16 protein-coding genes are annotated in these 19,570 nt (G+C 60.8%); 6 read left to right on the top strand and 10 right to left on the bottom strand.

Translation table 11 applies throughout. The features are described from left to right. Positions 1 to 33 precede the first annotated feature (33 nt). Positions 34 to 801 carry a class III extradiol ring-cleavage dioxygenase gene (locus DTP52_RS01010; protein WP_109751453.1) on the bottom strand — a complete coding sequence of 256 codons (768 nt, stop codon included), beginning with the start codon at positions 799 to 801 and terminating at the stop codon, positions 34 to 36. A gap of 104 nt (positions 802 to 905) precedes the next feature. Between DTP52_RS01010 and DTP52_RS01015 the strand changes: the two genes are divergently transcribed. After that, complete coding sequence (locus DTP52_RS01015) at positions 906 to 1,559, top strand: thiopurine S-methyltransferase (protein WP_109751454.1); 654 nt, start codon at positions 906 to 908, stop codon at positions 1,557 to 1,559. An 80-nt stretch (positions 1,560 to 1,639) separates the two neighbouring features. On the opposite strand, the gene htpX is transcribed toward DTP52_RS01015, so the two are convergent. Next, positions 1,640 to 2,527 carry a protease HtpX gene (htpX, locus tag DTP52_RS01020; RefSeq protein WP_003199411.1) on the bottom strand — a complete coding sequence of 296 codons (888 nt, stop codon included), beginning with the start codon at positions 2,525 to 2,527 and terminating at the stop codon, positions 1,640 to 1,642. A 302-nt stretch (positions 2,528 to 2,829) separates the two neighbouring features. Continuing rightward, a complete protein-coding gene (locus DTP52_RS01025) occupies positions 2,830 to 4,041 on the bottom strand; it encodes a pyridoxal phosphate-dependent aminotransferase (RefSeq protein ID WP_018603142.1) in 1,212 nt (403 codons plus the stop codon). Positions 4,042 to 4,262: 221 nt separating this feature from the next. Here DTP52_RS01025 and msrB point away from each other — a divergent pair, with 221 nt between their 5' ends. From msrB to DTP52_RS01040, 3 genes are all read left to right on the top strand, one after another. Then, positions 4,263 to 4,655 carry a peptide-methionine (R)-S-oxide reductase MsrB gene (gene msrB, locus DTP52_RS01030; RefSeq protein WP_109751455.1) on the top strand — a complete coding sequence of 131 codons (393 nt, stop codon included), beginning with the start codon at positions 4,263 to 4,265 and terminating at the stop codon, positions 4,653 to 4,655. 258 nt (positions 4,656 to 4,913) lie between these two features. Further along, the gene (locus DTP52_RS01035) at positions 4,914 to 5,399 is read left to right on the top strand and encodes a glutathione peroxidase (protein ID WP_109751456.1); all 486 of its coding nucleotides are present in this window, start codon (positions 4,914 to 4,916) and stop codon (positions 5,397 to 5,399) included. Next, entirely contained in the window at positions 5,396 to 5,857 is a 462-nt protein-coding gene (locus DTP52_RS01040; protein WP_109751457.1) for a MarR family winged helix-turn-helix transcriptional regulator, read from the top strand. The genes DTP52_RS01035 and DTP52_RS01040 overlap by 4 nt, the downstream gene beginning before the upstream one ends. Here the strand turns inward: DTP52_RS01040 and DTP52_RS01045 are convergent. Then, entirely contained in the window at positions 5,841 to 8,162 is a 2,322-nt protein-coding gene (locus DTP52_RS01045) for a response regulator (RefSeq protein ID WP_109751458.1), read from the bottom strand. The genes DTP52_RS01040 and DTP52_RS01045 overlap by 17 nt on opposite strands. 163 nt (positions 8,163 to 8,325) lie before the next feature. Here DTP52_RS01045 and DTP52_RS01050 point away from each other — a divergent pair, with 163 nt between their 5' ends. Together DTP52_RS01050 and DTP52_RS01055 are read left to right on the top strand one after the other, a co-directional pair. After that, entirely contained in the window at positions 8,326 to 9,216 is an 891-nt protein-coding gene (locus DTP52_RS01050) for an ATP-binding protein (RefSeq protein ID WP_109751459.1), read from the top strand. Beyond that, complete coding sequence (locus DTP52_RS01055; RefSeq protein ID WP_109751460.1) at positions 9,213 to 9,695, top strand: GAF domain-containing protein; 483 nt, start codon at positions 9,213 to 9,215, stop codon at positions 9,693 to 9,695. The genes DTP52_RS01050 and DTP52_RS01055 overlap by 4 nt, the downstream gene beginning before the upstream one ends. Here DTP52_RS01055 and DTP52_RS01060 read toward each other — a convergent pair whose 3' ends face one another. From DTP52_RS01060 to DTP52_RS01090, 6 genes are all read right to left on the bottom strand, one after another. Next, complete coding sequence (locus DTP52_RS01060) at positions 9,696 to 12,644, bottom strand: HD domain-containing phosphohydrolase (RefSeq protein ID WP_109751461.1); 2,949 nt, start codon at positions 12,642 to 12,644, stop codon at positions 9,696 to 9,698. It abuts the gene before it with no gap. A gap of 117 nt (positions 12,645 to 12,761) precedes the next feature. Further along, positions 12,762 to 16,382, bottom strand: a complete 3,621-nt coding sequence (locus tag DTP52_RS01065; RefSeq protein ID WP_109751462.1) for a transporter substrate-binding domain-containing protein — start codon at positions 16,380 to 16,382, stop codon at positions 12,762 to 12,764. Between the two features lie 9 nt (positions 16,383 to 16,391). Continuing rightward, positions 16,392 to 17,018 (bottom strand): response regulator transcription factor, encoded by a 627-nt coding sequence (locus DTP52_RS01070; RefSeq protein ID WP_014337291.1) that lies wholly within the window; start codon positions 17,016 to 17,018, stop codon positions 16,392 to 16,394. Positions 17,019 to 17,404: 386 nt separating this feature from the next. After that, positions 17,405 to 18,733 (bottom strand): deoxyguanosinetriphosphate triphosphohydrolase, encoded by a 1,329-nt coding sequence (locus DTP52_RS01080; protein ID WP_109751464.1) that lies wholly within the window; start codon positions 18,731 to 18,733, stop codon positions 17,405 to 17,407. 123 nt (positions 18,734 to 18,856) lie between these two features. Beyond that, entirely contained in the window at positions 18,857 to 19,183 is a 327-nt protein-coding gene (locus DTP52_RS01085; protein ID WP_109751465.1) for a hypothetical protein, read from the bottom strand. Next, positions 19,180 to 19,569, bottom strand: a complete 390-nt coding sequence (locus DTP52_RS01090; RefSeq protein WP_024618372.1) for a phage holin family protein — start codon at positions 19,567 to 19,569, stop codon at positions 19,180 to 19,182. The genes DTP52_RS01085 and DTP52_RS01090 overlap by 4 nt, the downstream gene beginning before the upstream one ends. Position 19,570 lies beyond the last annotated feature (1 nt).

Here is a 19,570-nt window from a genome sequence, read left to right on the forward strand (position 1 = left end):
CCTGCTCGCGATTGGAGCGACCCGGTCTATCTGTCAGTCAAACCGATAGATATCCATCCCCAACGTCCCCATCGTGAAGCCTTGATGGGCAACGCTGAACTCCCCACCCGCACCCCGGGCGAAATACAGCGGCAACAAATGCTCGTCGCTGGGGTGGCTGCGCACGGCGTTCGGTGCTTGGCGCCGGTAGTCGTGCAGCGCGGTCTCATCGTCGGTCGCCAACTTCTCGACTATCCAATCACGAAAGGCCTTGGCCCAAGGCTCGATACTGTCGGGGCCAGCGTTCCAGTCCAGGTCGCGCAGGTTATGGGTGATGCTGCCGGAGCCGATCAACAGGATGTCTTGCTGGCGCAGGCTCGCCAGGGCTTGGCCGACCTGTGTCTGCAATGCCGGCCCTTGGCGGCTGGGCAGGGAAACCTGCACCACCGGAATGTCGGCCTCCGGGTACATCAACGACAATGGCACCCAGACGCCATGGTCGGAGGGCCGTTGAGGGTCGAGGCGTGCCGGCAGGTGCGCGGCATTGAGCATGTCTGCCACTTGCGTCGCCAGTTGAGGATCACCAGGCGCGGGGTACTGCACCTCATACAGCGCCGGTGGAAAGCCGCCGAAGTCGTGCCAGGTGCGCGGCTGCGGATTGGCACTGACCAACAGTTCATTGCTTTCCCAGTGGGCGGATACGATGACGATGGCCTTGGGCTTGGGCAATTGAGCGGCCAGGCGAGCCAATGCCGGACCGCTGTCGCCGGGTTCCAGAGCGAGCATGGGTGAGCCATGGGAGATAAACAGGCTGGGCAGCATGAAGGGGCTCCTGAGCGTTAAGATGTGATCATCTTCCGTCAGGTCAATGATCTAAATCTAATATAAGTTTTAGCCCGTTTTGATCGAGTTTTTTGGAGTGAATCATGGAGCCCGAGTTTTGGCACAAGCGCTGGTCATCGAACCAGATTGGTTTTCACCTGCCGGAAGTGAACCCCTACCTGCAACATTTCTGGCCGCAACTGGGCCTGGCGCAGGGCAGTCGGGTGCTGGTGCCGTTGTGCGGAAAAAGCCTGGATCTGCTGTGGCTTGCCCATCAGGGGTATTCGGTGTTGGGCGTGGAATTGTCGGAAAAAGCCGCCACTGATTTTTTTCTTGAGCATGAGCTTGAGCCGAGCGTGAGTGAAGAGGGCGCGTTCAAGGTCTTCCGTGCCGAGGGTGTCGAAATCCGCTGTGGTGATTTCTTTGCCATGAGTGTCGAAGATGTGGCCGATTGCGCGGCGTTGTACGACCGTGCTGCGTTGATTGCCTTGCCGGTGGCGATGCGAGAGCGGTATGCGGTTCATTTGCAGAAAATCATGCCCGCGTGCGTGGGATTGCTGATTACCCTGGATTACAACCAGGATGAAATGCCTGGCCCACCTTTCTCCGTAGGACATGATGAGGTGCTGCGGCTGCTGGGAAATGTCTGGCGGCTGGAGGTCTTGCAGGAACAGGATGTGCTGGGGGAAAGCTGGAAGTTCTTGCAGGCTGGAGTGAAGCGGCTGGATGAGCGGGTGTATCGGATTTCCAGTCGTTGAAGTGAGTGTTTGTGCTGGCGTGCCTAAACCAGCAGACAAAAAAAGCCCGCATCGCTGCGGGCTTTCTCTTGAGGCTTCAGTCAGCCGCGACGACGCAGTGCGTCGATACGCTCTTCCAGCGGCGGGTGGCTCATGAACATGCGCGCCAGGCCCTGCTTGATGCCACCGTTGATGCCAAAGGCATTCAGGGTGTCGGGCATGTGCACCGGCAAGCCTTGCTCGGCGCGCAGGCGTTGCAGGGCGCCGATCATGGCGCTGGTACCAGCCAGGCGTGCACCGGCGTCGTCGGCGCGGAACTCGCGCTTGCGCGAGAACCACATGACGATGGCGCTGGCGAGGATGCCCAGTACCAACTCGGCGAAGATGGTCGCCACGTAGTAGGCGATGCCTTGGCCCTCTTCGTTCTTGAAGATCACCTTGTCGACGAAGTTGCCGATGATGCGGGCGAAGAACATCACGAAGGTGTTCACCACGCCCTGGATCAGCGCCAGAGTCACCATGTCGCCGTTGGCGACGTGGCCGATCTCGTGGGCCAGCACGGCCTTGACTTCATCGGGCGAGAACCGCTCGAGCAAACCCTGGCTGACGGCGACCAGGGCGTCGTTCTTGTTCCAGCCGGTGGCGAAGGCGTTGGCCTCGTAGGCCGGGAAGATACCGACTTCCGGCATCTTGATACCGGCTTCGCGGGACAACTGCTCGACGGTTTGCAGCAGCCATTGCTCGTGGCGAGTGCGCGGCTGGCTGATGATCTGGGTGCTGGTGCTCATCTTCGCCATCCACTTGGAGATGAACAGCGAGAACAGGGAACCGGCGAAACCGAACACCGCACAGAAAATCAGCAGCTGATTGAGGTTGAGGTCAACCCCGTTGGCCGCCATGAACCCGTTGAAGCCGAAGAGGCTCAGGGTGATGCTGGCAATCAGCACGACCGCCAGGTTAGTGGCCAAGAACAGCAGGATGCGCATCATGGTTGTGGAAATCTCCTCGTGCTAAAGATGTAGCGTTATGCGGGGTATATAAGGTGCTGCCGCAGGCTATTCAACTCACCGACTATTTCAAACTGTGTCCTACAGCTGTCCTAAATGTTTGAAAGACTTTTCTGAAAGTGACTGGGGAAAAGAAATACGGCGCCTGCACCCCGTGAACGTTGAGCCGGGGTGCCCGTTGGCTCTCCAGTCCCTAGTGTAGAAGGCCTGGCGGAGTCGGCAGAACGGATATGTTGCTGAATCAAACAGCGTGCGAGGCGAGGACTCCCCGCACGCTGCCTGGCTTATTGACGGTAGGACTTGAGGAAGTTGCCGATCCGGCCAATGGCCTGGTCGAGGTCATCGACCCGCGGCAGGGTCACGACGCGGAAGTGGTCCGGCCACGGCCAGTTGAACGCCGTTCCCTGGACCACCAGCAGCTTTTCGGACAGCAGCAGGTCGAGGACGAATTTTTCATCGTTGTGGATCGGGCAGACCTTCGGGTCGATCCGTGGGAAGGCATACAGCGCGCCCATCGGCTTGACGCAACTGACGCCAGGAATATCGTTGAGCAATTCCCATGTGCGATTGCGCTGTTCCAGCAGCCGGCCCTGGGGCAGGACCAGGTCGTTGATGCTCTGGTAGCCACCCAGCGCCGTCTGGATCGCATGCTGGCTCGGCACGTTGGCGCACAGGCGCATGTTGGCCAGCATGTCGATGCCTTCGATGTAGCTCTGGGCGTGGTGCTTGGGCCCGGAGATAGCGATCCAGCCGGAGCGGAAACCGGCGACCCGATAGGATTTGGACAGGCCGTTGAAAGTCAGGCACAGCAGGTCCGGCGCCAGGGACGCGGTGCAGACATGCACGGCATCGTCGTAGAGGATCTTGTCGTAGATCTCGTCGGAGAACACCACCAGGTTGTGCTGGCGGGCCAGTTCCAGCATGCCCAGCAGCACTTCCCTGGAATATACGGCACCGGTCGGGTTGTTCGGGTTGATGATCACCAGTGCCTTGGTATTGGGCGTGATCTTGGCCTTGATGTCCGCCAGGTCGGGGAACCAGTTGGCCTGTTCGTCGCACAGGTAATGCACCGGGTTGCCACCGGACAGGCTCACGGCAGCGGTCCACAGCGGATAGTCCGGCGCCGGCACCAGCACTTCGTCGCCGTTGTTGAGCAGCGCCTGCATGGACATCACGATCAGCTCGGACACGCCGTTGCCCAGGTAGATGTCCTCGATGCCGATCCCTTCGACCTGCTTCTGCTGGTAGTACTGCATCACGGCCTTACGGGCACTGAACAGGCCCTTGGAGTCGCTGTAGCCCTGGGCCGTCGGCAGGTTGCGGATGACGTCCTGGAGAATTTCATCGGGCGCTTCGAAACCAAAGGGCGCCGGGTTGCCGATGTTCAGCTTGAGGATGCGATGGCCTTCCTCTTCCAGGCGTTTGGCGTGCTTGAGCACCGGGCCGCGAATGTCGTAGCAGACGTTGGCGAGCTTGTTCGATTTGCTGACCTGCATGGCGATGTGTTCCCGAAAATGAACGATCCAGGCGGCGTATGAACTACCGTACTGGGGATCCTGCGTCTGTGCCCAGGCCTGACGCGGTAATAGGCGCCACAATCCGTTTGAATGCGCATGACGTGACTGCCAGACTGGCGTCTGACGAGGCGCAATCATACGTGCCGCCCGATCTGCGGAAAAGCATCGGATCGGGCTTTTTCAATTGCCGAGGTAGGACGATGGAAAAGTTGCAGAAAACCCTTGAAGAATGGCGCGCCATGCTCGACCCGGAGCAGTACAACGTCTGTCGGTTGAAGGGCACCGAACGACCGTTCTCCGGTAAGTACAACGCCACCAAGACCGACGGTGTGTACCACTGCATCTGCTGCAACGAACCGTTGTTCGATTCGCGGACCAAATTTGACTCTGGCTGCGGCTGGCCGAGTTTCTACGCGCCGATCGAAGGCAGCGCGGTGGTCGAGGTGCGGGACGTCAGCCACGGCATGATCCGTACCGAGGTGGTCTGTGCCAAATGTGATGCCCACTTGGGCCACGTCTTCCCCGACGGTCCGCCGCCGACGGGGCTGCGGTACTGCATCAACTCGGTGTGCCTGGATCTCGTGCCTCGGTAGGGACTGTTCACCACAATCCTCCTGTGGCGAGGGAGCTTGCTCCCGCTGGGCGGCACAGCCGCCCCAAAACGGCCTGGCATAGTTCTCCTGGCAGACCGCGTCGGCCGGTTTTACGACGGCTGCGCCGCCGAGCGGGAGCAAGCTCCCTCGCCACAAAAGCCCGGAGGGCTGAAGTCGTGGTTTCGGACAATTAAATTGCACACAATTGAATCGTTCGCTATCTTCGCCGCCTATCCCATACATTTTCGGAGCCTTGCCATGAGCGACAACCTGCTGAGCATCCCCTGTACCACCATCAAGGGTGAGCAAAAGACCCTCGCCGATTTCGCCGGCAAGGCTGTGCTTGTCGTCAACACCGCCAGCCAGTGCGGATTCACCCCGCAATACAAGGGCCTCGAGGCGTTGTGGCAGACCTACAAGGACCAGGGCCTGGTGGTGTTGGGCTTTCCCTGCAATCAGTTCGGCAAGCAGGAGCCAGGCAACGAGGGGGCGATCACCGAGTTCTGCGAACTGAACTTCGGCGTGAGTTTTCCGCTGTTCAAGAAAATAGAAGTCAACGGTGCCAACGCTCATCCTCTGTTCGTCCAGCTTAAACAGCGGGCGCCCGGCGTGCTGGGGTCCAAAGGCATCAAGTGGAATTTCACCAAGTTCCTGATCGGCAAGGACGGTCAGGTGGTCAAGCGTTTTGCCCCGACCACCAAGCCCGAGGATTTGACCGGTGAGATCGAAGCGCTGCTCAAATGAATGACCTGTCAGTCGATTCGCTGAAGCTCGACAGCCAGTTGTGCTTCAAGCTGTACGCCGCTTCGCGCGCGGTGATCCGTGGCTACAAACCCATGCTCGATCAACTCGGCCTGACCTATCCGCAATACCTGGCGATGCTGGTGTTGTGGGAATGGCAGGACGCCGCCCCGCAACAACCAACGGTCAAGGCCCTGGGGGAGCGTTTGCTGTTGGATTCCGGCACGCTGACGCCGCTGCTCAAGCGCCTGGAACAGCTGGATCTGGTCCAGCGCCAGCGTTCGGCCCTGGACGAGCGGGAGGTGCACTTGAGCCTGTCGACTGCCGGGCGAGCCCTGCGTGAACAGGTTGGCCCGCTCAAGGCCCGGTTGTTGTGCGACAGCGGTATCGACCTGGACCGCCTGGGGACGTTGCGAGATGGTCTGGATCACCTGCTGGGCCAGATCAAAGCGCTGACGTAGTGGGCACCCACTGGTCCAGCACCGCCGCCAGCTCTTCGCGGCGGAACGGCTTGGACAGGTAGTCGTTCATGCCGGCCGCGCGGCAGCGCTCGCGTTCCTCGGGCATCGCATTGGCTGTCAGGGCAACAATCGGCAGGTCCGACCAGCGCCCGCTGCGGCGGATCTGCCGGCTGGCTTCGTAGCCATCCATCACCGGCATGTTGCAGTCCATCAACACCAGGTCGAAAACCCGCTGTTCCAGTTGAGCCAGGGCTTCGGCGCCGTGGGCCGCGACGGTGACTTCGCAGCCCAGTTTCACCAGCATCCCCTTGGCCACCAGTTGATTGACCGGGTTGTCTTCCACCAGCAGCACCCGTCCACGCAAGGACGGCGCCAGGGCTTCGATCTGTGCGTCATTGATGATGGTCGCCTCGCTCTGCATGGCACGCCGCAGAATCTGGTACAGCGCATGGCGCGCCAGTGGCCGGGCCTGTTGGATCAGCGGCGCGAGGGCGGCGGCTTCTTCGCCGGGCATGAAACTGCCATAGGCGGTCACCAGCAGGATCGGTGCGTCAAAGGTGGGCCGCAGGTTGAACAGGCATTCCGGGCAGTCGGTAATCAGCACGTCGGGCGTGAGCCCCAGCAACCCGTCGTCGATGGAGCGTTGTACATAATCCAGTCCCCATCCCGGCAACAGCATGCCCAGCAACTCGGCCAGCCCGCTGCTGCTGGCGGTGATGGCGACGACGTTGCCGTGCAACGGCTCGACCGGCGGCGCAGGGAGATGGCAAGGCAGGGGCAGGTCGGCACAGAACTGACTGCCAAAGCCGGCTTCGGAACTGATCGTCAACCGGCCCTGCATGGCTTCGCAGAGGTTGTAGGTCAGTGCCAGGCCCAGCCCGGTGCCACCGAATTGGCGGGTAATCCCGGCGCCAGCCTGGGTGAACGGCTGCAGGATTCTTGCCTGGGCTTCCTGGGGGATGCCGATGCCCGTGTCGCAGACCTCGATTCGCACGCCGCCTTCGTAATGGCTCAACTTCACGTCGACCCGGCCGAAGCGCGTGAATTTCAGTGCGTTGGACAACAGGTTGCTGACGATCTGGCGCACCCGGGTCGGGTCGCCCAATACCTGCGCCGGGAACTGCGGGTCGATCAGGCAGGCCAGTTCGACACTGGGGGCCGCGTTCTGGGAAAGCAGGTTGGCGGTGTCCTCCACCAGGGAGCCGAGGTCGAACGGAATGCGTTCGAGCTCCAGTTGGCCGGCGTCGAATTTCGACAGGTCGAGGATGTCGTTGAGCAGTTCGACCAATACCTTGCCCGAGTCATGGGCAATCGATAGCTGCTGCTGTTGTTCGGCCGTCAGGGGGCCGTCCAGGGACAGGGCGATCATTCCCAGCAGGCCGTTGAGCGGTGTGCGGATCTCGTGGCTCATGTTAGCGAGGAACACGGAGCGGGCTTCGGCCATGTCCAGGGCGGTGCGCCGGGCCACCTCCAGCTCCTCGTTGGACTGGCTGAGGCGGGCATTGATGGCCTTGAGTTCGGCGGTGCGGGCCGAGACGATGTTTTCCAGTTGCGCCAGGTATTCAGTGAGGCGATTTTCGGCCGTGCGTCGTTGCTGGATTTCGGTGGAGATATTTTCGAACTGCTGGTTGGCGACGGACACCAGCACGCCGATCTCATCGGACTGGTGGCCGGAAGGGCATTCCAGGCGGTTCTGTTCGCTGCTGCTCGGGTCGCGGCTGCTCAGTTCGCGGATGACCCGCACCAGGGGCTTGGTCAGCATCACGTAGAACAGCGCCAGCAACAGGCCGGTCAGGATCAGGCTGCGGGCGAAGCCATTGAGCAAGGTGACCTCGGCACGGCGCAGGAAACGACTGCCGAACGCATAGGTGTCGACGTCCAGTCGCAGCATGCCCAGGGATTCTCCGGGCAGGTGGTCCAGGTAGAGCCGGTCCTCGAACTGCCGCTGGGCGCCGAACAGGAAGTCACTGATGAACCGATAGCTGCTTTGCAGCTCAGGCCGCTTGACGCTGGCCAGCACCGTATTGTTATTGTCGATCAACTCGGCCCCGATGATGGCCGGTGAGCGCAACAGGCCCATGGACAGTTCCTGGGCGAGCTCGGCGTCGATGTTGTAGGCGATGCGCGAAGCCGGGTTGTGGCTGATTTCCAGCAGCGAGAGGATTTCACGGTTGATCGACGCGTCTTCACTGGCATAATCGATGCCGATCTGCATCAGGCTGAGCAAGGTGCCCAACACGAAGCCCACCAGGACGGTCAGGCGGGCCTGCTTATAGGAAAGCCGTTGGGTGAATCTGATGTCCATTGAGTGATGAACCACTTACGTTTCCCTTCGCCGGTCAAGCATAGCTGATCATCTCTGAATACCGGTGCAGCCGGTGTGTATTGTGTGAAGTAGACCCGCCATTGGCTACGGCGTTTCGTAGCCCGAGCGCCATCATTACTGTGAACCTGTCCGAGGAAAAGACGTGGACTCGCGATTGAATGCTTTTCTTGAGCGTGCCGATGCCGTGCTGGCCCGGATCGAGCCTTTGCTGCCGGCGCCCCGGCCCGCCATCGATTGGACCCAGACCCTGGCCGCCCGCTGGCAGCGTGATGGACGTAGCGGCTATCTGCTGCCGCTGCAGGTCAGCCTCGACATGCGCCTGTCGGACCTGATCGGCGTGGACCGCCAGGTCGAACAACTGGGCCGCAACACGCGGCAGTTCCTCGATGGCATGCCCGCCAACCATGCCTTGCTCTGGGGCTCGCGTGGCACCGGCAAGTCTTCCCTGGTGCGTGCCCTGTTGGCCGAACATGCCCAGCAAGGCCTGCGGTTGATCGAGATCGAACGCGATCACCTGGCCGATCTGCCCCGGGTGGTCGAGCAGGTTGCGAAACTGCCACAGCGTTTCGTATTGTTCTGTGATGACCTGTCGTTCGAATCCGGTGAGGGCGATTACCGGGTGCTCAAGAGCGTGTTGGATGGATCCCTGGAGCAGGCACCGGACAACGTGCTGTTGTATGCCACCTCCAACCGTCGGCACCTGGTGCCGGAAAAGGAAAGCGACAACGAGAACTGGAAACGGGTCGACGGCGAACTTCACCCCAGCGAAGCGGTGGAGGACAAGATCGCCTTGTCCGACCGCTTTGGCTTGTGGCTGTCGTTTTATCCCTTTACCCAGGAGCATTTCCTCAACGTGGTGGAGCACTGGATCGGCGAACTGGCGACCAAGGCCGGGCTGGCCTGGCAGCGCGACGAAGCGCTGGATGTGCTGGCGGTGCGTTGGGCAACCGGTCGCGGCAACCGCAACGGACGTTGCGCCTACCAGTTTGCCCGTTATTGGGTAGGCCTGAAATTGTTGGAGCACAAGGCATGATCGATTTGAAGGGCACCGGAGTTGGCCTGGACGGCTACGCATTGTTATCGGCACAGCTGGAATCCTTGCTGGCCGATGAGCGTGACTTCATCGCCAACGCGGCGCAGTTCTCGGCTTTCCTGTCCAGTCAGCTGGACGACCTGAACTGGGCCGGTTTCTACCTCAATCGCAACGAAGAGCTGGTCCTGGGGCCGTTCCAGGGCCAGATCGCCTGCGTGCGGATTCCCTTTGGCCGCGGCGTGTGTGGCACGGCGGCAGCGACCCGGCAGACTCAGCGCGTCGAAGATGTCCATGCCTTCGCCGGGCACATCGCCTGCGACAGTGCGTCGAACAGCGAGCTGGTGGTGCCGTTGGTCAAGGACGGGCGCCTGATTGGCGTGCTGGACCTGGACAGCCCGAAACTGGCGCGCTTTACCGAACATGACCAGGCTGGCATTGAAGCGTTGGCTGCGATATTCCTGCGCCTGACGGATTGCTGATCATGCCTTCAGCCCGGCCTTGACCAGCAGGGCATCGGGGTCGACTTCATCGATCTGGTGCGGGTCGAGGAACTGATTGGCGTAGCTCAGGTAGACCTTTTCATCGATGAAGAGCCCGAACAGTTCGGGATCGATATGGGCGTCACGGCACATGGTGGCCATGATGCCCAGGGCTTCGCTCAGTTTCTTCGCTTTCTTGTAGGGGCGGTCGGCCGCCGTCAGCGCTTCGAAAATATCGGCAATGGCCATCATGCGTGCCGGCAGGCTCATCTCTTCGCGTTTGAGGCGCTTGGGATAACCGCTGCCATCCATCTTCTCGTGATGACCGCCGGCTATCTCCGCCACGTTTTCCAGGTGGCTGGGGAAGGGCAACTGGCTGAGCATCAGGATCGTCTGCACCATGTGATGGTTGATGACGTAGCGCTCCTCGCGGGTCAGCGTGCCTCGGGTGATGCTCAGGTTGTAGAGTTCGCCGCGGTTGTATTTCCAGGCCGGTACATCGAGCTGGAAGCCCCACGGATTGTCCGCCGGGATCAGTTCGCTCGCGTGGCGCTCGAACAGGTGCTCGGGCTTGTCCGCCAACAGCCGCTCAGTGACTGGTAGTGTCGGCTTGGGCGTGCGGGCCTGGCGACGGTTCTCTTCCCAGGAAACTCCCAGGCGATCGTCGAGGGTCCGCGTCCAGGGGCGTTGGGCAATCTGTTGCAAGCGTTGCAGGTCGGCCTCGGCCATGGCTTCGCTGCCTTGGTTGCAATGGGCGACGAAGGCAAAGTCGTCATCCAGGGCCGCCAATGTCGCGTCGCGCCGTTGCGCCAGGGATGAGGCCTCGCCGCCGCTTGCCACGGCCTGCCAGTAATCGACCCAGGCATCGCGCTTGAGCACTTCGAAACGGGTGCGTATCTCGTGGATCCGGTCGTTCAGGGTTTCCAGCTTGGTGGCTTTGTCGACGACGTATTCGGGGGTAGTGACCTTGCCGCAATCGTGCAGCCAGGCGGCGATGTGCAGAGCTTCCCATTCATCTTCCGTTGGCTGATAGGTGTCGAATGCCGGTGCCTGGCTGGCGGCGGCGGCCTGGGCGAGCATCAGGGTCAGCACCGGCACCCGCTGGCAATGGCCGCCGGTATAGGGACTCTTGGCATCGATCGCGCCGGCCAGCAATTGGATGAATGCGTCCAGCAATTGCTTTTGCCTGGCTTGCAGGCGCTGGCTCTCGATGCTCACGGTGGCGGCACCGGATACGGCCTGCAGGAAGGCGATGCGGTCGGGCTGCAGTTTTTCCAGGTCGGCTTCGGTGCCACTGTCGGTGATCAGCAATACCAGTACGCCGACGGTTTCCTGGTGCCGATTGCGCAGACGGATACCGATCAGGTGGACCCGCGGCGAGTCCAGTTCCCGCAGGACGCCCTGCAAGTCGCCCGCCTGCTCGAAGCCCAGGGATGTCACGAAATTTTCCGAGACGGCCAGTTGCTGGAGCCATTGAGGGCTGTCGCCCGCTTGCAACTCATGACCGCGCAGTTTGAAGTCATCGAGATCCCGAGGTGCGCCGTCGATCACCAGCCCATGTGGCTTGACCCGATTGTCGTCGTTCTCGCGCAGGTAGATCAGACCGGCCTGGGCCTGGCCGATTTTCACGGTTTCAAATAACACCCGCTCCAGCAATGGGACGAAGCGGGTTTCGGCGCGCAGGCTGGCGGTGATTTCAAAGAAACTTGCCAAGGTCTCTTTCATGCGCGCCATCGATACGCTCAATTGATCGACCTCCAGCACCGGGGAACGACGCGACACCGGATAGTTGAAATCAAAGCTGCGAATGGCATCGGCCTCCTGCACCAGTTCGCGCAAGGGCTTGACCAGGATTCTGGACGTCAGCCAGCCCAGCGGCAGGCACAGCAGCAAGGTGGCGAGGGTGATGAGCGCGCCTTGCCAGCGCATGCGATAGGCATTGGCCAGCAGCTCATCCTCAGGGACCAGCAATGCCAGTTCCAGGCCGTGGGGCCCGCCTTCCTGCATATGGCTGCGAGAAACGATCCACTGGCGTCCGGCCGCCTCCAGGCGCGTCGCATCGGTGTTGTCATCGAGCGCAGCGGCGATCGCGGGGCTGAGGTCGCGAGCCTTGATCAGGCGTGCCGACTGGGCATCGACGAGCAGCCGGCCGCTGTCGGGATAACCCACTGCGTTGCCCTTGGGGTCGAGCAAGACGATTTCGGTGCCGCTGGTCACCTTGTGCTTGGCCAGGGTTTGGGACAAGGCCGCCAGGGTCAGGTCGGCGCCAATGACAGCCTGTTCGCCGCTGCGCCGGGCGAGGGTGGTGCCGACGTTATGGATGGAGAAAAAAACGTAGGGCTCGGTGGTGATCTGCTCAGTGCTGCCGACGGCGCTGCGAAACCAGCCGCGGTTGCGTGGATCGTAGGTTTCACCGGTAATGTCCCGGCGTCCGATGAGCGTCAGGGTTTCATCGTAAAACAGCGATTGGGCGAGTATCGGCGCCTGCTCGGTTGCCCGTTCCACGGTCCAGACCTGGTAGGCCGCCTCGGCCGGTGCCTGCAGGGCGGTTTTGAGGGCCGCGGTGCGCAACGGCCGAACCATCAGGAAGTTGCCGTGACGATCGCCCAGGTACAACGACGCCAGGTTCGGATTATCCCGCAGCGCCTGACTGAAAGGCACGAGCAGGGCCAGGCGTTGCGCCATCTGCGGCGTGCGCGTCGCCGGGTAGTCGGCCAGCAGGCTCAGCAGATGGCGGATCGGTTCGTAGGTGTCGTACAAATCCAGGCGCACATCCTGTTCAATGCGGTTGAACAGTTTTTCACTGCTGGAGAGGATGATTTGCGTGGTTTGCCGGTAATTGAAAATACCCAGCACCACCCCGGTCAGCAGCAAAAGCAGGGTAAACATCACGCTGATGTGGACGTGCAGGGGGAACCGGCGTTTTTTCGGACGCGGTGCGCTGGGCATTGCAGTCACTCCAAGTGTCGGGGGGCGTTCTCGATGGGTGTTTGCGCGTGCAAGGGAAACCGATCGAGAACCCCCCCATGTACGCACTGCTGAGCGAACAGCATAGTAAACGCTGGATTATTTTGCCTTGGCGATCTCCGTTTCCAGGGCCCGCTCCAGTTCGCTCATGGCGCGGTCGAGGGCGTCGGCGCAAGCGCTGATTCGCTCAGGCGCCTGTGCCTGCTGACAAGCCTGTTCCAAAGCCTCGCACCGCTGGATCAGCGAGGTCGCCTGGACGATGCGGGCGACGCCTTTTATCTTGTGTGCCGTTTCAGTCAATGCTTGCCGGTTTGTGCCGTGGGCGACGCCCAGCAACTCCTGGCGGTCCGAGCGGCTGCTACTGAGCAGTTCGGCCAACAGGCGCCGGTTGGACGAAGGGTCGCCGCCAGTCAATGCCTGTAGGCTTTGTACGCTGAAAATCGCGGGGTGGCCGGCGGGTTTGACCGCCTTGATCCATTGGCTCAAGGCGCTCAGGCTGATCGGCTTGAACAGGCAATCGTCCATTCCAGCGTCCTGGCAGCGTTGTTTTTCCTCCGGTTGGGCATTGGCCGTGAAGCCCAGGACGGTGCAGGGCGGCCGTTGCTGCTCGGACTCGTTGCGACGAATCGACCGGGCCAGATCGTAGCCGCTCATGATGGGCATGTTGCAATCGGCGATGACCAGATCGAAATGCCCATCCTGCCAAACCTTGAGCCCATGCGCACCATCGTAGGCGACCTGGTAGTGGTGACCCAGATACTCCAGTTGCTGCGACATCAGCAGGCGGTTGGCCGGATGATCGTCCACGACCAGCACATTCAAGGCGGCTTCGGCCGTTTCGATGGCCGGCTCAAGCGCAGCGCAAGCGTTTGTCGGCGCCAGGATGTTCAGGTGCAGGCAGATCCGGACCTGGGTTCCGGTGCCGGGCTGGCTGTTCATGTGCAGGCTGCCGCCCATCATCCGGCACAGGTTGCGACTGATCACCAGCCCCAGTCCCGCACCCGTACGGGCCATCCGGCCGCTATTGTCGACCTGGGCAAAAGGCTCGAACAAACGTTGCAGGTCCGCCGGGCTGATGCCGATGCCGCTGTCGTTGACCTCCAGGTGCATTTGCAGCACGTCGTCCCGGTCGGTTGGAGACAGCCGGACCTTGATCAGAACCTGGCCCTGCTCGGTGAATTTGAGGGCATTGCTGATCAGGTTCGACAGCACCTGCTTGAATCGCAACGGGTCGATCAATACGTCAGGGTTGCCCTCGGCAGTGTCGAATTGCAGCGTCAACGCCAGGTTTTTCTGCCGGGCCACGCCCTCGAATACCCGTATCACCGATTGCAGCAGGGCCCTGAGGTTGACTCGTTCGGGGGCCAGGCTCAGATGGCCTGATTCGATACGCGCGATGTCCAGGATATCGCCTATCAGCTCGAGCATGCCGGAGGCCGACTCGTACGCGACTTCGATGGTCGAGCGGTCGACGTGGCCCTTGTCGGCGTGTTTGAGGGCCAGTTCGAGCATGCCGATCACCGCGTTCATGGGGGTGCGGATTTCATGGCTCATGGTCGCCAGGAACGTGCTTTTGGCGCGGTTGGCGTCATCGGCCTGTTGCTTGGACGCGCGCAGTTCCTCGAACAGCTGGCGCCGTTCACTGATGTCGATCCAGCCGCCGATGATGCCTTGCACTTCGCCGGCGGAGTTTCGGTAGGGCAGGATCCAGTGATAGATCGTCAGTTTCCTGTCCCCGATGTGCAGGGGACGATCCACGATCAGGGCGGTGCCTTCGGCCATGACGCGCTGGTAGTCCGCCTGGTACTCCTGCGCTTCGAAGGCGTTGCTCATGGAGCCCGGCATCAGGCTCTTGCCAATGACGTCTTCGCGTTTTGCGGCGAACGCTTGCAGGTAACTGTCGTTGCAACTTTGCAGGATGCCGTTGCGATCCCTTACGTAGATGGGATGAGGGGTGCCGTTGAGCAGCGAATGCATGAACTCGAGTTGATCATTGAGGGCCAGTTCCGCCCGCTGGCGTTGCCTGATCTGGCGCTGCATGTAGGCGTTCCACGCCAGGGAAAGCAGCAGCAACAGGCCGACGCCCGCGACGATCTGGAAGAACAGACGGTTGTAGGTGCGCCAGGTGTGTTCCGAGGGTGAGACATAACCGCGCCAACGGTTGTTGATGACGCCCAGTTCGTCGGGGTCGATGCTGGTCAGGGCCTTGTCGAGAATGGCATTCAACTCGGTGGCGTTTTTCGCCGTGGCCAGCGCGAACATGGCCTGTTGGGTGCCCACCGTGCTGCTGATTTGCAACCGGTCCCGCAACACGTGGGAGGCGATGAAATAGTTGGCCATCACTTGTGAGTTCACGCTGCCGTCGACCTGGCCATGGGCGAGCATTTCCACGGCGCGCAAGGGGCCGTCCGTTTCGATGATTTGGATGCTCGGGTACTGGTTGCGTAACCATTCAATGACCGGGTTGCCTTTGGCGATTGCCAGGCTTGCGTGGCCGAACTGATCGAGTGTCGTGGGCGTATCGGACTGTTTGCGGGTCAGCAGGACGAATGAACTGGTGATGTAGGGGCGACTGAATTTCAGTTGGAGTTGTCGTTCATTGCTGGGCAACAGTGCAGCGATCATGTCGGCTTGATCGTTCAGGACCGCAGCAATCATTTCGCTGTCGTTCTGGCGGCGCTGGATGTCCAGGCGCAGGCCGGTGCGCAGCCGGATCAGTTCCAGCAGATCGGCACTGATGCCGCGAAAGTCGCCGTCCGAATCGAAGAAGGTGAAGGGCGCGGACGTTTCGTTCACCGCCACCCGGACCACCGGATGCTTCGCCAGCCAGCGTTGCTCGCGTTCGGTCAGTTGTATCCTGTGGTCCGTGAGGTACAGGTCGCTACCTGCGCTCCAGCGCTTGGAGATGGCTGCCTGCTCGGCAATGGGGACCTGGTTCAACGTAGCGTTGATGACGTCCAGCAAGCGGGTATCGCTGCGTCGTACGGCGAACCCGAACCCGTGGGATTCATGCTTGCCGAAGCTGGCCATGCGGATATTGCCCAAGTATCCATTGTTGATCATGTAATGGGTGGAAAGGGTATCGCCGAGAAATATATCGGCCTGGCCGAAGGCGACGGCGTTGATGGCGTTCTGGTAGGAAGGGTAGGTGGTGATGAGTGCCTTGGGGTAGAGTTTTTCAATTTCCTGTAGCGGCAGGTAGTGATAGACCATGCTCAGCCGCAACCCCTCGAGATCGTCGGTCAGGGATCGGCTTTCATTCGTTCGGGTGACGAGAACAGGTTGGTCCACGGCGTACGGCGTCGACAGCACGATGTCGGGGTTGCGGGCTTCGAAACCGTTGGCGGTGCCAAGCATATCGATTTGCCCCTCCATGAGTGCGGCCATGGCCGCCTCGCGGGAACCAAAGCGCAGGACGCTGATGGGCAGGCCGGTGGCCTTGGCGATGATATCGGCATAATCGGCGGTCAGGCCCTCGTAGTCGCGTCCACTGGTGGAGAGGTCGAAGGGCGGGTAATCCGGGGCGGAAGTTCCCAGGACCAGGTTCTGTCGATCCTGTAGCCAGGCGCGCTGAACATCATCGAGCTTGATCTCGGTATGGGTCATGGAGGAACGACCCAGCAGCGTGTATCGCTCGGGCGTATCCGGTGCCGCCGCGAGTACTCCCGTATATAACGCTGCGCTGATCAGCAAGAGGCATTCCGATAGGCGTCTGAGCATCCTTTTTTCTCACACCAGCGCGTTGCGCTTCGCCATTTCAATCAACTCGACCAGGGACTTGACCTTGAGTTTCTGCATCAGCCGTTTCTTATAAGTACTGACGGTCTTATTGCTGAGAAACATTCCCTTGGCTATTTCCTTGTTGGTACGTCCCTGTGCAAAAAGTTGCAGCACCATCAGTTCCCGATCATTGACACTTTTGAAAAGGTCCAGCTCGATACTGCGTGGATCATCCGGGCGCACCGGATTCAGCGCCTGGCTGGGGAAATAGTTATAGCCGGACAATACCGCTTTGATCGCGCTGACAAGTTCGCTGAGGTCTTCTTGTTTGCAAACGTAACCAGAGGCACCGGATTGCATGCATCGAATGCCGAAGAGCGTCGGCGACTGGGCCGTGAGCACCAGCGTCTTGAGCGGAGTCGTCATGGCGTTGAAGCGCGAAAGGATTTCCAGTCCATCGAGTTTGGGAATGCTGATGTCCAGGATAACCAGGTCTGGCATGCATTCGCGCACCATTTGCATCGCGTCGACGCCGTTGTCAGTTTCTCCTACGACCTTATAGCCCTCATGCTCCAGAAGCATGCGAACGGCGAGGCGGATGACCGGATGATCGTCGACAATGAAAACGGAGTTCATGAATAAATTACCCTGCGAACTTGAATAAAGCGCGCACCTTAGCCCACTTACCACCCGGGCCGTACGAAGAGACAGGCATGCAACTTCAATTTCAGAAGTTTCCTACAAAAAAAGAGGCAAGATATTACGATGTAATCGGGTTTTTAGTAGGCGATTGAAATAAGACGGTGAGGGTTACTGGCCGTTTGTGAAAGGATATTTCTTTCGACGGGATGTTTATCCAAACAAGTGTGACGGATTTGTTCAATATTGCGTGGAAAGTTTCATGCCGTGGAACTTGTACGATGAAGCCATTGTGGAAGCGGGCTCGCTCGGGAAGGCGCAGGCTCATTCAACATCGTCGCAGCTTGACCCGCCGCTTTCGCGAACAAGCCCGCTCCCACCTATTATTGGCGCGTGCGGCCTGTCATCTCCTGAGCCATTTCGCTGGCGTAGCTGTCGGTCATCCCGGCGATGAAATCGATCATGCGTAGGAAAGCGCCATGCAAGGGGCCGTTGGGATCCGGCGCGTTATTCCCCAGCAGGTCGAGAATGCGACGGTTCTTGAACGAAGGCGTGCGGCCACCGTGCTGTTCGAGGGCGGCTCCGCAGAATCCGTTGAGCAGGATTTCCAGCGTGGTGTAGGCGCCGATTTCATGCAGGGTCTTGCGCTTGTCCTGAAAAATTTTCCGCCGCGCCATGTCCTTGGCATTCAACACGCAGCGTTTTGCCGGGCCATGCATATGCTCCACCAGATCCCCTGGCAGCGTGCCGGCAAGCAGCGCTTCCTGCTGTTCGACAAAAGCCCGGGCGGCGGCGTTGGTCAGGTGTTCGATGGCCTTGCCCCGCAGGATCGCCAGTTTGCGCCGCCGCGAATCCAGTGGCCCAAGCTGCCGGTAGGTGTCCGGAAGATCGTCGCCCACCAGGTCCAGGAGCAGCGACTCCACCTGCGGGTATTCCAGAAGATCCATCTCCACGCCGTCTTCCAGGTCGATCAGCGCGTAGCAGATGTCATCGGCGGCTTCCATCAGGTACACCAGGGGATGCCGCGCCCAGCGTTGATCCTCGATCTGTGGCAGGCCGAGCTTGTGGGCAATCTGCTCCAACAGCGGCAGTTCGCTCTGGTAGCAACCGAACTTGTGTTTCTTGTAGCCCAGCGAGTCGGCGTGGCGGGCGGTCCAGGGGTATTTCAAATAGGTGCCGAGGGTGGCGTAGGTCAGCCGGGTCCCGCCGTCGAACTGATGGTATTCAAGCTGCGTGAGGACGCGGAATCCCTGGGCGTTGCCTTCGAAGTTGAGGAAGTCGTTGCGCTCGGCTTCGCTCATGGCATCAAGCCAACCACGGCCGGCGGCCTGCTGGAACCAATAACGAATAGCGTCCTCGCCGGAATGACCGAACGGTGGGTTGCCGATGTCGTGGGCCAGGCAGGCCGATTGCACGACCATGCCCAGGTCGCTGGGCTCACACCAGTCAGGCAGGGCACTGCGAATGGTTTCTCCCACGCGCATGCCCAGGGAACGCCCGACGCAACTGACTTCCAGGGAGTGGGTCAGGCGTGTGTGGATGTGGTCGTTGCTGGAGACCGGATGCACTTGTGTCTTGCGTCCGAGACGGCGGAAGGCGCCGGAAAAGATGATGCGGTCGTGGTCCTTGTGGAAGGGACTGCGGCCCAGCTCTTGCGGACTGTGCAGCGGTTTTCCGAGGCGTTCGCGAGTCAGCAGGGTGTGCCAATCCAAGGCCGGTTACTCCGTGTGATGAGGTCGATGCCCTAGCTTCCCGGTTCGTGGGGCGTCCTGCAAGGTCCAAGGGCTTGTGCAGGGTCGCAAGATGGTCAAGTACAAAACCCTGTGGCGCGAGCCTCAGGGCTTGCGCACACTCTTGGCCAGCTTGATCAACGGCAACAGCGTCGTTGCCAACCGGATCAGGCTGGTCAAGCCGCCGCTGCGACTGCGTTTGCCGGTGATGAAGCCGAGTAAGGTCACTGCGGCCACGCCCCACAGTGGCGCGTGCTTGATGCCGAAACCTTCGTGCCAGCTTTGCGTCAAGCCGCGCACCCGCTGCAAGGGTTGCAGCAACTGGCGGGTTTCCTGACGGATTTCCTGGCGATGCATTTCCATGCGCAGACGCACCAGCGCCTTGCGCATTTCCTGTCGTGTCCGGGCTTGAGGGATATCAGGCAGGCTCATGGCAGCAGGCGCTCCCGGTCATTGGCCAATTCTTCGAGGGTGGCGTTGAAAGGGGAGGACTCGTCATAGATCGCTGCCTTGAGCCGCAGACCGCAGAACAGCGCCGCCAGCAGATAGAACAGGCACAGGCCGATAATGCCCGCCAGGCGATAGGTGTCCCATACCAGGATCAGTACCAACGCCGAAAGCCCGACCAACAGCAGCAAGCCGAACACCAGCGCCAGGCCGGCGAACAGCAGGAGGCTGACGGTGCGTGCCTTCTGTTCCTGCAGCTCCATGCCGAACAATTCGACGTGGCTGTGCAACAAGCCAAGAAACGCCGCGCCGAGGCGGCGTGCAGTCGGTTGGGTGCCCGCTTCGGACGAGCCGGATTCGTCGATACCCATC

The sequence above is a fragment of the Pseudomonas sp. 43mfcvi1.1 genome (genome assembly GCF_900115935.1).
Classification (GTDB): Bacteria; Pseudomonadota; Gammaproteobacteria; order Pseudomonadales; family Pseudomonadaceae; genus Aquipseudomonas; species Aquipseudomonas bijieensis.

What these genes read in the sequence shown, in the direction of transcription:
- DTP52_RS01070 (WP_014337291.1), bottom strand. Translation starts at nt 17,018, where the DNA reads ATGAACTCCGTTTTCATTGTCGACGATCATCCGGTCATCCGCCTCGCC.
- DTP52_RS01090 (WP_024618372.1), bottom strand. Translation starts at nt 19,569, where the DNA reads ATGGGTATCGACGAATCCGGCTCGTCCGAAGCGGGCACCCAACCGACT.
- DTP52_RS01015 (WP_109751454.1), top strand. Translation starts at nt 906, where the DNA reads ATGGAGCCCGAGTTTTGGCACAAGCGCTGGTCATCGAACCAGATTGGT.
- DTP52_RS01040 (WP_109751457.1), top strand. Translation starts at nt 5,396, where the DNA reads ATGAATGACCTGTCAGTCGATTCGCTGAAGCTCGACAGCCAGTTGTGC.
- DTP52_RS01055 (WP_109751460.1), top strand. Translation starts at nt 9,213, where the DNA reads ATGATCGATTTGAAGGGCACCGGAGTTGGCCTGGACGGCTACGCATTG.
- DTP52_RS01060 (WP_109751461.1), bottom strand. Translation starts at nt 12,644, where the DNA reads ATGCCCAGCGCACCGCGTCCGAAAAAACGCCGGTTCCCCCTGCACGTC.
- DTP52_RS01010 (WP_109751453.1), bottom strand. Translation starts at nt 801, where the DNA reads ATGCTGCCCAGCCTGTTTATCTCCCATGGCTCACCCATGCTCGCTCTG.
- DTP52_RS01065 (WP_109751462.1), bottom strand. Translation starts at nt 16,382, where the DNA reads ATGCTCAGACGCCTATCGGAATGCCTCTTGCTGATCAGCGCAGCGTTA.
- DTP52_RS01085 (WP_109751465.1), bottom strand. Translation starts at nt 19,183, where the DNA reads ATGAGCCTGCCTGATATCCCTCAAGCCCGGACACGACAGGAAATGCGC.
- htpX (WP_003199411.1), bottom strand. Translation starts at nt 2,527, where the DNA reads ATGATGCGCATCCTGCTGTTCTTGGCCACTAACCTGGCGGTCGTGCTG.
- DTP52_RS01025 (WP_018603142.1), bottom strand. Translation starts at nt 4,041, where the DNA reads ATGCAGGTCAGCAAATCGAACAAGCTCGCCAACGTCTGCTACGACATT.
- DTP52_RS01035 (WP_109751456.1), top strand. Translation starts at nt 4,914, where the DNA reads ATGAGCGACAACCTGCTGAGCATCCCCTGTACCACCATCAAGGGTGAG.
- DTP52_RS01045 (WP_109751458.1), bottom strand. Translation starts at nt 8,162, where the DNA reads ATGGACATCAGATTCACCCAACGGCTTTCCTATAAGCAGGCCCGCCTG.
- msrB (WP_109751455.1), top strand. Translation starts at nt 4,263, where the DNA reads ATGGAAAAGTTGCAGAAAACCCTTGAAGAATGGCGCGCCATGCTCGAC.